This is a genomic window from Bacteroides stercorirosoris (assembly GCF_900142015.1).
Taxonomy (GTDB): Bacteria; Bacteroidota; Bacteroidia; order Bacteroidales; family Bacteroidaceae; genus Bacteroides; species Bacteroides stercorirosoris.
In genome coordinates this window covers 93,182-105,288 of record NZ_FQZN01000008.1, presented here as the reverse complement: position 1 = coordinate 105,288, position 12,107 = coordinate 93,182, and the positions used below count along the sequence as shown (strand labels likewise).

The 12,107-nt window shown below is 42.9% G+C and carries 10 protein-coding genes; 7 read left to right on the top strand and 3 right to left on the bottom strand.

Annotated elements, in window-relative coordinates; translation table 11 throughout:
* Positions 1-40: 40 nt before the first annotated feature.
* The 4 genes from BUC01_RS07830 (at position 41) to glmM (ending at position 4,549) form a co-directional block, all read left to right on the top strand.
* The gene (locus tag BUC01_RS07830) at positions 41-1,210 is read left to right on the top strand and encodes a heparin lyase I family protein (protein ID WP_025832229.1); all 1,170 of its coding nucleotides are present in this window, start codon (positions 41-43) and stop codon (positions 1,208-1,210) included.
* Between the two features lie 170 nt (positions 1,211-1,380).
* Complete coding sequence (locus BUC01_RS07825) at positions 1,381-2,418, top strand: DHH family phosphoesterase (RefSeq protein ID WP_025832227.1); 1,038 nt, start codon at positions 1,381-1,383, stop codon at positions 2,416-2,418.
* Positions 2,419-2,521: 103 nt separating this feature from the next.
* On the top strand, positions 2,522-3,124 hold the full coding sequence (locus tag BUC01_RS07820) for a BamK family beta-barrel-assembly machinery protein (RefSeq protein ID WP_025832225.1): 603 nt from the start codon (positions 2,522-2,524) through the stop codon (positions 3,122-3,124).
* A 36-nt stretch (positions 3,125-3,160) separates the two neighbouring features.
* Entirely contained in the window at positions 3,161-4,549 is a 1,389-nt protein-coding gene (gene glmM / locus BUC01_RS07815) for a phosphoglucosamine mutase (RefSeq protein WP_073313259.1), read from the top strand.
* An 83-nt stretch (positions 4,550-4,632) separates the two neighbouring features.
* On the opposite strand, the gene BUC01_RS07810 is transcribed toward glmM, so the two are convergent.
* Positions 4,633-5,142: an NUDIX hydrolase gene (locus BUC01_RS07810; RefSeq protein ID WP_025832223.1), complete on the bottom strand. Its 510-nt coding sequence runs from the start codon at positions 5,140-5,142 to the stop codon at positions 4,633-4,635.
* Between the two features lie 4 nt (positions 5,143-5,146).
* Complete coding sequence (locus BUC01_RS07805; RefSeq protein ID WP_025832221.1) at positions 5,147-6,376, bottom strand: S-adenosylmethionine:tRNA ribosyltransferase-isomerase; 1,230 nt, start codon at positions 6,374-6,376, stop codon at positions 5,147-5,149.
* Between the two features lie 150 nt (positions 6,377-6,526).
* Between BUC01_RS07805 and BUC01_RS07800 the strand changes: the two genes are divergently transcribed.
* Positions 6,527-7,576, top strand: coding sequence for a DUF2027 domain-containing protein (locus tag BUC01_RS07800; RefSeq protein ID WP_025832219.1), 1,050 nt, complete (start codon positions 6,527-6,529; stop codon positions 7,574-7,576).
* 63 nt (positions 7,577-7,639) lie between these two features.
* Here the strand turns inward: BUC01_RS07800 and BUC01_RS07795 are convergent, their stop codons facing one another.
* Positions 7,640-8,953: a DUF5723 family protein gene (locus BUC01_RS07795; protein WP_025832217.1), complete on the bottom strand. Its 1,314-nt coding sequence runs from the start codon at positions 8,951-8,953 to the stop codon at positions 7,640-7,642.
* A gap of 222 nt (positions 8,954-9,175) precedes the next feature.
* On the opposite strand from BUC01_RS07795, the gene BUC01_RS07790 reads away from it, so the two are divergent.
* Both BUC01_RS07790 and BUC01_RS07785 read left to right on the top strand, forming a co-directional pair.
* Entirely contained in the window at positions 9,176-11,206 is a 2,031-nt protein-coding gene (locus tag BUC01_RS07790; protein ID WP_081795800.1) for a tetratricopeptide repeat-containing sensor histidine kinase, read from the top strand.
* Positions 11,207-11,328: 122 nt separating this feature from the next.
* Entirely contained in the window at positions 11,329-12,081 is a 753-nt protein-coding gene (locus tag BUC01_RS07785; protein WP_073313256.1) for a LytR/AlgR family response regulator transcription factor, read from the top strand.
* Positions 12,082-12,107: the final 26 nt, after the last annotated feature.

Genomic DNA, 12,107 nt, shown 5'->3' with positions numbered 1-12,107 from the left:
TACAATGTTATCAAGCCAATTAACTAAATATCAATAGAGAATGAGAACAATCGCATTAATCACCCTCTGCCTGCTCCCTTTGACAGCGGTAAGTCCGGTCCGTGCACAGTCAGATAACTTAACACCCCTGAAAGAACGTGTAAATGTGCAGGCCGATTCGGCCCGTGCAAACCAGATTATTGATGACCGTTGGGTAGCCGTCGGTACCAATAAACCCCATACCATTCAATTGGATTACTCCCGGCCTTTCGGGAACAAGCCTTCTTACCGTTTCGAATTGAAACAGGAAGACAATACTTTGGAAGGCTACGCCAAAGGAGAAACCAAAGGTCGTGCTGAACTTTGCTATTGCTATGCTGTGGCCAATGACTTTCGTAATTATCCGGCCAATGAATACTCCAATGCACAAAAGATGAAGACTGTATATCATTACGGTAAAGGAAGTTGCCCGCAAGGTTCATCCATGAGCTATACATTTTCCGTTTATATTCCGCGGGCTTTGGACAAAGATGTATCCACTATTTTTGCACAATGGCATGGTATGCCGAGCCGTACACTCGTTTCCGATCCTAACGGTAAAGTGATGAAACTTAGTGTTGAAGAGTTTCTTGAACTGGAAAAAAAGATGATTTTCAAGAAGAATATAGCTCATGATAAAATAGCCAGAATCAATGCTAAAGGAGATACTGTCTACAAAGCCGGAAATCCTAATGGCTGGCTGATTGAACAAGGCGGATATCCTCCTCTTGCTTTCGGCTTTTCACAAGGTTATTTCTACATCAAGGCTAATTCGGACCGTAAATGGTTGACGGACAAAACCGACCGTTGCAATGCGAATCCGGACAAGGCAGAAATTATGCGTCCCGTGACTTCCACTTATAAGGCTTCCACAATAGCTTATAAGATGCCGTTCGGCTCTTTCCCGAAAGAGTGCTGGGTAACCTTCCGGGTGGATATAGACTGGACTCTATACGGAAAGGAGCGAGAGACTATTCTTAGGCCTGGGCTTCTGGATGTGACTATGTCTTACCAGCAAGACGGGAAAGAACTAAAGAAGCATATTGTGAACAAAGAAGAAATATTAATCGGACGTAATGACGAAGAAGGATATTACTTCAAATTTGGTATATACCGTGTCGGAAATAGTACCATTCCGGTTTCTTATAACCTGGCCGGCTACGAGGAACATGAAAAAAACTCCGGAAAATAGGCAATTCCGTTTGCGCGTTCATTGAGTAGAACGGCAACGGAATACGAAGACTAAATAAAACCTGCATTACTTTCCGTCAACTCCCGAACTTTTTCGTACTTTTGCCCCTTCAATTTGTTATAGATGAAGAGAGTTACTTTAATCGTCTGTTTCTAAAATCATAAAAGTATATGTTGACCAAAGTAATAGAACAAGCCAAGATAGACCGCTTTGCCAGATGGATGGGACATGCGGAGAGAATCGTAATTGTAGCACATGTGGCACCGGATGGTGACGCTATCGGCTCTTCGTTAGGCCTGTGGCACTTCCTTAATTCGCAGGAAAAGACGGCAAATGTCATTGTACCGAATGCCTTTCCTGACTTCCTGAGATGGATGCCGGGTAGTAAAGATGTGTTGCTCTACGACCGTTACAAGGAATTTGCAGATAAACTGATAGCGGAAGCGGAAATAATTTGCTGTCTGGACTTTAATGCACTGAGTCGCATAGATGCGATGGCGGATGCCATAAAGGCTGCCAAGGGAAAGAAAATATTGATAGACCATCATTTGTATCCCGAAGAATTCTGTGATATCACCATCTCGCATCCGACCATATCTTCCACATCCGAGCTTGTATTCCGCTTGATATGCCGTATGGGCTACTTCAACGAAATAACCAAACAAGGAGCGGAATGTATTTATACCGGTATGATGACCGATACAGGTGGTTTTACCTACAACTCCAATAACCGGGAGATCTACTTTATCATCAGCGAATTGCTTTCCAAAGGTATCGATAAAGATGATATTTACCGGAAAGTTTATAATACTTACTCCGAAAGCCGTCTGCGGCTGATGGGATATGTGCTTTCGCAGATGCGGGTTTATCCCGATTACCATGCCGCCCTAATCTCATTGACCAAGAATGAACAGGGACGCTTCAACTATATTCGGGGGGATAGTGAAGGATTTGTAAATATTCCTTTGAGTATAAAAGATGTTGTCTTTTCGTGTTTCCTGCGTGAAGATACTGAGAAGCCAATGATTAAAGTTTCATTGCGTTCGGTAGGTACGTTCCCCTGCAACCAACTGGCTGCCGAGTTCTTCAATGGAGGCGGACATTTGAATGCTTCCGGCGGTGAATTCTATGGTACGATGGATGAAGCAAAGAGGGTTTTGGAGCGTGCTTTGGAGAAATTCAAACCTTTGCTGAATGCGAAAGGATAAAAAAAGTGAGGTACAAAGGTTAAAAGATACGAAGTTTCTTCGTAGGGCTTTCAACTTTCAACGAAATCGAATACTTTTGTACGGAATTACTAAATAACAGATAATGAAGAAACTTACATTGTTTTTTTTAGCTTTATTGGCATGTGGTCTGGCTTTTCAGGCGTGCGATAACACCAAGACCTATGCAGAGATGTTGGAGGAAGAAAAAGATGCCATCAAAGCGTTTATCAGAGACAGTAGTATTACAGTTATATCCCAAACGGAATTTTATAGAAACGACTCGACTACGGATAGGTCCAAGAATGAATATGTGCAACTCGCCAGTGGCGTGTATATGCAGATCGTGGACAAAGGCTCTGAAAATCCGGCTGATACGGTGAAAGCTAATGATCAGGTACTGGTTCGTTTCATGGAATATAGTCTGATCGATAAAGCGGTAACACTGTCTAATCTCGCTTATGCGGAAGTGGTGGATGAATTCAACTATCGGGTAACGAGTTCTTCAATTGCCGGACAATTTACGCAGGGATTCATGTATACTTATTATGGTACTTCTGTTCCTGCCGGTTGGTTGGTTCCGTTGGCTTATGTACGTGATGGAGCGCATGTGAAGTTGATTGTTCCTTCCAAGATGGGACATAATTCCGCAATGCAACAAGTATATCCTTATTATTATGATATCCGTAAATACCAAATTTATAGGTGATTTTTAACCAACAATCTTTAAATCATTAATAACCTAATGACTCTAATCAAATCTATCTCTGGAATCCGCGGAACTATTGGCGGAGGGGCGGGTGAAGGCTTGAATCCGCTTGACATTGTGAAATTCACATCAGCGTATGCAACACTTATCCGCAAAACGTGCACAGTAAAAAGCAACAAAATTGTAGTAGGACGCGACGCCCGCATTTCGGGTGAAATGGTAAAGAATGTAGTGGTAGGTACCCTGATGGGTATGGGCTGGGATGTGGTTGACATCGACCTGGCTTCTACACCGACTACTGAACTGGCTGTAACGATGGAAGGTGCTGCCGGTGGTATTATTTTAACTGCTTCGCACAACCCCAAACAATGGAACGCTCTGAAATTGCTGAATGAACGTGGTGAATTTCTGAATGCTGCCGAAGGTAACGAAGTACTTCGTATTGCTGAGGCTGAAGAATTTGACTATGCTGAAGTAGATAAGTTGGGCTCTTATCGTAAGGACTTGATTTATAATCAGAAACACATAGACAGTGTACTGGCACTCGACCTGGTGGACGTAGAAGCCATCAAAAAGGCGAACTTCCGTGTAGCTATCGACTGTGTGAACTCTGTAGGCGGCATTATTTTGCCGGAATTGTTGGAACAGCTTGGTGTGCAACACATAGAAAAGCTCTACTGCGAACCGACTGGGAACTTCCAGCATAATCCCGAACCGCTGGAAAAGAATCTGGGTGATATCATGAACCTGATGAAGGGTGGCAAGGCTGATGTGGCTTTTGTGGTTGACCCGGATGTAGACCGCTTGGCAATGATTTGCGAAGATGGAAAAATGTATGGTGAGGAATATACATTGGTAAGTGTTGCCGACTATGTATTGAAGCATACTCCGGGTAATACGGTATCCAATCTGAGTTCCACCCGTGCATTGCGTGACGTAACCCGTAAATATGGCAAAGAATATTTTGCTTCTGCCGTAGGCGAGGTGAATGTAACTACCAAGATGAAAGAAGTAGGCGCCGTTATCGGTGGTGAAGGCAATGGCGGAGTTATTTATCCGGCAAGCCATTACGGACGCGACGCATTGGTAGGTATCGCTTTGTTCCTGAGCCATCTGGCGCATGAAGGCAAGAAAGTTAGTGAACTTCGTGCAACTTATCCGGCTTATTTCATGGCGAAGAACCGTGTGGACCTGACTCCCGAAACGGATGTTGATGCCATTCTTGCTGAAGTGAAAGAACTTTATAAGAATGAAGAAATCAATGATATCGACGGTGTGAAAATAGACTTTGCAGACAAGTGGGTACATTTGCGCAAGAGTAATACCGAACCGATCATACGTGTATATAGTGAGGCTTCCACACCGGAAGCGGCTGAGGAAATCGGTCAGAAAATAATGAAAGTGATTGAAGATCTGGCGAAATAAGCCAATATTCAATAAGAATAAGAGAGGCGGCATTCTTTCAAAAAGGGATGCCGCCTCTTCTTTGTTATGACATTTCGTATCGTTTATGCGTCCGGTGATATAATCTTTCCGATTTCTCCCTCAAAGTTCGGAGTGAATACCCCCTTGCCTATATTTTCTTTGATCTCTTCTATTGTCCAGAAACGTCCGCCATCCAGTTCGTCACTTGGATGTATTTCACCATCGTATACAGTCTTGTGTACAAAGACAAGTTCTTTTTCACGGCTGGACTCAAAGACATAATGAGTGACTGTTTCAGGGGTAAACTCGGTGATGCCCAGTTCTTCGCGTACTTCGCGTTTCAATGCCATTTCCACACTTTCCCCTAAATCTATATGTCCGCCTACGGAAGTGTCCCATTTCCCGGGTTGGATGTCTTTCCATTCGGGGCGTTTCTGAAGGTACAGTTCACCTTGGGAGTTGAAGACGTGCAGGTGTATCACGGGATGCAGCAGTTTGCTGCCACTGTGGCATTCACCGCGGGTGGCGGCACCTGTAATATTTCCTTGTTCGTCGACAAGGGGGAACATTTCTTGGTTATTATCGCTGTTCATAATTTTACGGTATTAATAATGATGAGTCTCCATAACTTAAGAAACGGAAGTCATGGCTTAAAGCGAAATCATATATCTTTCTCCAGTTCCCCTTTACAAAGGCCGATACAAGTAACAGCAATGTACTTTGTGGCTGGTGAAAGTTGGTGACCATGGCCGATACAATCTTATAATCATATCCCGGAGCAATGATAATTTGGGTGCTGGTATGCAGAGCTTCCATCTCGTGACGGCTCAGATAATCGAGAATGGCCTGCAACGATTTCGTGGAAGTGATACTGGCTGTTTCTTCTGCCGTTTCGTAGGGTTGCCACTGCCGGACGTGCAGTTCTTCCTCTGTCGCATCAGGATTCTTTAGGAGGGTGACACCGATGTGGTAAAGACTTTCCAGTGTTCTGACTGATGTAGTGCCTACGGCAATTGCCTTTCCGTTATGGGCAATCAATTTTTCAATGGTTCCCCGCGAAACTGATATGTATTCCGTATGCATTTCATGTCCTTCTATTTTCTCGCTCTTTACGGGCTTGAAAGTACCTGCGCCTACGTGCAGTGTCAGTTCTTCCAGTTCGACTCCTTTTTCTTTTAAGGCATCCAACACACGGGGAGTGAAATGCAGTCCGGCGGTAGGTGCGGCTACCGAACCTTTTATCTTAGAGTAGACGGTCTGATAAGTCTCTTTATCACTTTCCTGGGTCTCCCGGTTCAGATAGGGCGGAATAGGTAGTTCACCGAATACTTCAAGAATGTCGGCAAAGGTAATTTCCGAATTGTTCCAGCGGAAATCAACCCAGTGACTGGTACCGTGACATTCGCCACGAGTGGCTGTCAGCGTAATGGGCTGGCTTTTTACAACCATTTCCCGTTTCAGAGTTCCTTCTTTCCATTTTTTCAGATTGCCTATCATGCACAGCCAGGCGGCATGTTCTGTTTGCTGGAAGTTGAGTACGTAGTCGTTCGGTTCGATGGGTTCCAGGCAGAATACTTCGATCAGAGCGCCGGTTTCCTTGCGGAAGTGCAGTCGTGCCTGAATCACCTTCGTGTTATTGAATATCATCAGACTTCCTGCGGGCAAGTAGGAAGGCAGTGAAATAAAGCGGTCTTCGGATACTTCGCCGTGACGATATACCAGAAGTTTAGACTGGTCGCGTACAGACAAGGGGAATTTGGCGATGCGTTCATCGGGTAGCGGATAGTTAAATTCGCTGATACGGATATGTTTTGGATCTTCTTTCATGATAAACTTCATTTACGGGCTGCAAAGGTACGGATATTTATCGTCTTTTTTCTATCTTTTTTTATTGAGTTGCCGTATCTTTGTAGGGTGATTGGGTTTCAGAACTCCAACCGCAAGTTGTTATTTGTCAAATACTAAAATGGAAAGAAGATGAAAATAGGTGATAAAGTACGTTTCCTTAACGAAATCGGAGGCGGTATCGTGAAAGGATTCCGGGGCAGGGATATTGTGTTGGTGGAAGATTCCGACGGTTTTGATATTCCGATGCCCATGCGTGAGTGCGTGGTGATAGAAACGGATGATTATAATATGACGAGGCCGGCATCGAAAGCTGCTCCGAAGAAGGTGGAGGAAAAGCCGGTGAAGGTGCCTGAGGTGTCTGTCTTCCGTCAGCAGGAAACGCGTGGCGGAGATATATTGAACGTTTTTCTGGCTTTCGTTCCGGAGGATATCAAAGCAGTCAGCACAACGCCTTTTGAGGCTTATCTGGTGAATGACAGTAATTACTATCTATACTATACTTATCTCTGCGCTGAAGGAAAAGCGTGGAATGTCCGTTCTAACGGGTTGGTAGAACCGAATACTAAATTCCTTTTGGAAGAGTTTGAAAAAGCGGAACTGAATGATCGGGAACATGTGGCTGTGCAGTTCATAGCTTTTAAAGACGGTCGTTCTTTCGCTTTGAAGCCGGCGGTCAGTGTGGAGCTGCGTATTGATACAGTAAAGTTTTATAAGTTGCACACATTCCAGGAATCGGAATTCTTTGAAACTCCCGCTCTGATTTATGATATTGTGAAAGACGATGTTCCTACCAAGCAAGTGTATGTTTCTGCCGAGGAGTTGCAGTCAGCTTTGCTTCAAAAGGTTGTTGTGGATAAACCGAAGTCTCAACCTATTGTGAAGCGTGGCGGGCAGAATGGCATTATTGAGATAGATCTTCATATCGGGGAGTTATTGGACGATACTCATGGGATGAGTAACAGTGAGATATTGAATTATCAGCTTGATAAGTTCCGCGAAGTGTTGGAACAGTATAAGAATAAGCGTGAACAACGCATTGTCTTTATTCATGGAAAAGGGGACGGAGTGCTTCGTAAAGCACTGCTGGATGAGTTGAAACGCAAATATCCTGCATTTCGGCATCAGGACGCTTCTTTTCAGGAATATGGCTTCGGAGCGACAATGGTGACGGTGAAATAGTTACAAGCTACAAGCTACGAGTACAGCGCAGCAACTCGTAGCTTGTAGCTCGTAACTATACCATCAGATATTAGTCTTAGTTTTCTTTCCCAAAGGAATGGAAAGGCCGATAAAGGCATTTACATGTTTGGAATTGTTTCCGAAATACATATAGTCGGTGCCCAGCATCAAAGGACCTACCTTGAAAGCAATACCGAAAGTTTCGCCACCTTGCAACATGGAGTAACTTAGCGTTGCATTTATCAAAGTGTTGGGGCGGTAATTGGCAGACAATGTCAATTCAGAATACGTCTTTAGCTGTCCGAAGCGGGTAGTTGATAATAATCCTAACCCCAGTTTATTATTCAGCAAACCATATTCTCCTCCTATAACCATAGTCGGTGATAAAGAAGTGGTACGGGATTTGTTTTCCTTCTTCTGCAAACCATAGAGTTCAAAGTCCAGTACATCGGATGATGTATCATAGTTGTCTTTGTCAATAGTCGTATTCTTGCTTGACTCGGCTACCTGAGAATTCGATTTACCCCAGGAAATAAATCCTAAATCAAGAATTGCGGCAGAAAGAGTAAGATTCTTCATAAGTTGATAACTTGCTCCCAAGTCAATGCCGGCTCCGTAACCACTGATGCCAAAGCTGTTGTAATCCAGGTCGGTGATATAACCATTCTCTTCCTTAAGCTCCAGTCCCTTGGCGGAAGCTTCCAGATACGCATCCGAAATTATCTGAAATTCAGAATCCATTTCGGCTTCTTTTCCACTCAGATGCAACTGGTTAATTTTCAGATTTATATTTCCGGCACCCAGCAATAATTTTGCTTTACCACCTATGGTCAATCGCTCATTGATAGCACGTGAATAACCGGCTCCGACTTCTATATAAGCATTTAAGCGTAATTTTTCGTTGCGAATATCAAAGCTTTCTCCATTCCATCTGAAGTCTTCCGCGTCCGTTGTCCGCAGGTATCTGAACATCTCTTTAGGAATAGTCGCATCTACATCTGCCCGCGCTCCTACATTGAATGACCAGAACCCTTTCCCTTTATAAAAACCGAAAGATATGACATCCGTATTAGCACTGATATTCATCTCATTCATTCCTTTCAGACGGTTGTAGAATTTATCATTGTTGTAAAATTCGCCGTCGGAATCAAAGACATCGATAACGTCATGAATGCCCAGGGAATTGGTGGATACTTCGGCGATTACCGAACCTATACCGGGTATATTGACATAACCACGTTTAGGTTGTAGTGCCGGATTCAGCTGCATACGGGTACTGCTGCCTTCCATGAAATAAGAAGAACGTAGATATTGTGCCTGCAAAGCTGTAGGCACAAGAAGGAAAATGAAAATTCCCAAAAATAAAACCTTTTTCATTGTGTCTCGTTATTTGTGGATTACTGTTAATGATTACTTAGAATTGTTTATGCAAAGTTAAAACAACTATTTTTTATACCCAAATAATAGAATGTATAAAAGTAGGGTAAACAAATATTTCAGTGGATATCCGGTCTTAAAATTGGACTAAATGGGAAAAACTATTATATTTGTGGTAATACATGAGGAATGCCGTAATTCTTTATTTAAACAGTAAAAGCGATGGACACAATATGTGACAAGATTATATGGAGAATCATTTTCTCTATCTTTTTTTTACTGATCTTGGCCGTTTCGTGTAAACAGCCGGAAAGAAAGAGCTCATGGGTGGAAGATTATGACTCTTTTTATAGTTCGGTCACAGACTCTCTGACTGCCTATCCGCAGAAAGTACGTGGTTTGACGCTACAAAAAATGCAAATGTCGACCGATAGCCTGGAATGGTACTACTATGCTGCCATAGTACTGAAAACATATATGTTTTCTTCGGATGTGGACTCTGCCCGTCATTTAAGGAAGAAGATTGAGGACTTTTGTGACCGTCAGCAGCCATCTCCTTATATTGCAGATTTGCGTTCGGAATACCTGAATGTTAAAGGTAATATTTATGTCCGTGTAGGAAATATGGACTCTGCCATTATTTGTTTTACAGATTCTTATGAACAACGCCTGCAAGGAGTAAAGAAAGAGCTGGTGTCGGATATTCTTATCAATCTGGCTGATGCGTGCAGCCGTCAGGGAAAGTATGACGTCAGTGCTTACTGGTATCGTAAAGCATTGCAGACAAGCGACTCACTGGGATTGTCTGAAGAAAAACGTCCTCCGGTTTATTATGGTCTTGCACAGGTTTATATGGCCTTGCATGATTTTGACCAATGTGATTACTATTATAATCTGGCGGAAACGTTCTATGATAAGATGTTGCCTTATGAACAGTATATCTACTTGAATAATCGTGGCAATTCATATTATTACCGGGAAGATTATACGGAGGCTTTGGAATATTTTAAGAAAGGTCTTTCGTTGGCTGTTTTTCATTCTGACATGGTTTTTGAGAGAAATCTTTGTATGGTCAATCTGGGAGATGTATATCTGCAAATGAATGAACCTGATTCAGCGGCGAAATATATAAGTAAGTGCCAGCCTTTCTTTCAGAAGATGGGAGCGGCGGGAGCACTTTATTATATTGATACGCAGCGTATAGGATTGGCTTTGGAAAGGAATGATATAGCTAAGGTCAGGCATCTGTTGAGTACGATTACCAATTCGGAAAATGTGGAACCGGATATGCTGCATATCCGCAATAAATATCTGCAGGAATTTTATGAACGGACGGCGGACTACAAGAATGCTTTCTTTTATCAGAAAGAAAACAGGCGGTTGGACGATTCCATCCGGAATGAGCGTGTGAAGATGCGTACTGCCGATATTTCATTAAGATATCAACAGGATTCCACATTGTTGGCAAAGAACATATTGATTGAACAACAGAAGATTGAGATGCTGAAGCTGAATGAAGGACTTTTCTTCTGGATTGGAGTTTGTGTGTTGGTGTTGATAATTACCTGCTTCATTTATCTGTATGGTAAGAAACGGCGTGCCCTTCTGCTTGCCCAGAGTCAGCGGACTATTTCTTCCCTGCGTCTGGAGAATATACGCAACCGGATATCCCCGCATTTCATTTTCAATGTGCTTAATCAGGAAATGGGTAGTCGGGAAGGGGAAAAGAAGAAGGAGCTATCTGCGTTGGTGAAGTTAATGAGGCGCAATCTGGAACTGGCGGAGCAGATGTGTATCACACTGGCAGAGGAATTGGAGTTTGTGCAGACATATATCGAATTGCAGCGTCGTTCTTTAGGTCCTCTGTTCAAATTGGTCGTTAAGGTTGGCGAAGATGTGGATACCAGCCAGTTGATATTACCTTCCATGCTGATACAGATTCCGGTGGAAAATGCTGTCAAGCATGCCCTTCTGAATAAAGAAGGCGAACGCTGCCTGTGGATTGATATTTATCGTTCCGGTACTTATGTTTGCGTCAAGATTACCGATAATGGCGGTGGTTTCAAACTGAATAGTGGGAACAGGGGGACAGGTACCGGCATGAAGGTGATTATGCAAACTATTCAGATATTGAATGCCAAAAACAAGGATATGATTGAAACTGCTGTACGCAACGTAACTTTGCCGAATGGCGAGACCGGATGTGAAGTAAGTTTCCATTTACCGTCGAATTATGATTATTCTGTTTTATGATTTTGGGATAATCCCTAATTTCCACCGAATATCCTCGATTTTGGCGGAATATCCTGAATAGAACGTTTTGTTATTTTTGAATTTATTCTCAGTTGATTAATTTCGCAGAAACAAGATAGTGTATGGACAGGTATAAGGTTGCAATAGTAGATGACGATGAGTTGTCCTTAGATAATCTGGCATTCGGATTACAGAAATTTGAGGATTTCCACGTAGAAGGTACTGCGCGCAATGGCGCATCCGGAAAGAAGCTGATTGCCAAGGTGCATCCCGATTTGTTGTTTTTGGATGTAGAATTGCCTGACATGAGGGGGATGGACTTATTGGATAGTATCCGTGAGTCTTTGACGTGGGATATGAAAGTCGTTTTTTATACGGCATATGATAAATACATGGTATCTGCTATTCGTCAATCTGCTTTTGATTATTTGTTGAAGCCTTTTGAGGAGGAGGAGCTGGAACTTATTATTTCTCGGTTTATGAAAAGAATCGAATTGGAACGGAAAGCGGTATCTTTCCCTTCGGCATTGGTAAATACCAGCCAGACGTTTATGGTGTTTACCCCGACAAATGATATGAGGGCGTTGCGCCCTGCTGAAATAGGATATTTCAGATATTGCTCTGAAAGGAAACAGTGGGAAGTGGTATTAAGCGGACAGGCACCGCTGCCTTTGAAGAAGAGTACCACTGCCGAGCAGATCGTAAAGTACGCGCCTTGCTTTGTGCAGATTCATCAGTCATTCATTATTAATATTGATTATCTGATGATTATCAAAGACAGTAAGTGCGTGTTGTATCCACCTTTTGAGAATGTGTCGGAGTTGCTGGTTTCCAAAAAGTTTAAGAAGGAACTGCAAGACAGATATTGTTTGTAAATAAATTGTATATTGGTTAGGGAGTC

What these genes read in the sequence shown, in the direction of transcription:
- BUC01_RS07790 (WP_081795800.1), top strand. Translation starts at nt 9,176, where the DNA reads ATGGACACAATATGTGACAAGATTATATGGAGAATCATTTTCTCTATC.
- BUC01_RS07825 (WP_025832227.1), top strand. Translation starts at nt 1,381, where the DNA reads ATGTTGACCAAAGTAATAGAACAAGCCAAGATAGACCGCTTTGCCAGA.
- BUC01_RS07795 (WP_025832217.1), bottom strand. Translation starts at nt 8,953, where the DNA reads ATGAAAAAGGTTTTATTTTTGGGAATTTTCATTTTCCTTCTTGTGCCT.
- BUC01_RS07785 (WP_073313256.1), top strand. Translation starts at nt 11,329, where the DNA reads ATGGACAGGTATAAGGTTGCAATAGTAGATGACGATGAGTTGTCCTTA.
- glmM (WP_073313259.1), top strand. Translation starts at nt 3,161, where the DNA reads ATGACTCTAATCAAATCTATCTCTGGAATCCGCGGAACTATTGGCGGA.
- BUC01_RS07830 (WP_025832229.1), top strand. Translation starts at nt 41, where the DNA reads ATGAGAACAATCGCATTAATCACCCTCTGCCTGCTCCCTTTGACAGCG.
- BUC01_RS07800 (WP_025832219.1), top strand. Translation starts at nt 6,527, where the DNA reads ATGAAAATAGGTGATAAAGTACGTTTCCTTAACGAAATCGGAGGCGGT.
- BUC01_RS07820 (WP_025832225.1), top strand. Translation starts at nt 2,522, where the DNA reads ATGAAGAAACTTACATTGTTTTTTTTAGCTTTATTGGCATGTGGTCTG.
- BUC01_RS07810 (WP_025832223.1), bottom strand. Translation starts at nt 5,142, where the DNA reads ATGAACAGCGATAATAACCAAGAAATGTTCCCCCTTGTCGACGAACAA.
- BUC01_RS07805 (WP_025832221.1), bottom strand. Translation starts at nt 6,376, where the DNA reads ATGAAAGAAGATCCAAAACATATCCGTATCAGCGAATTTAACTATCCG.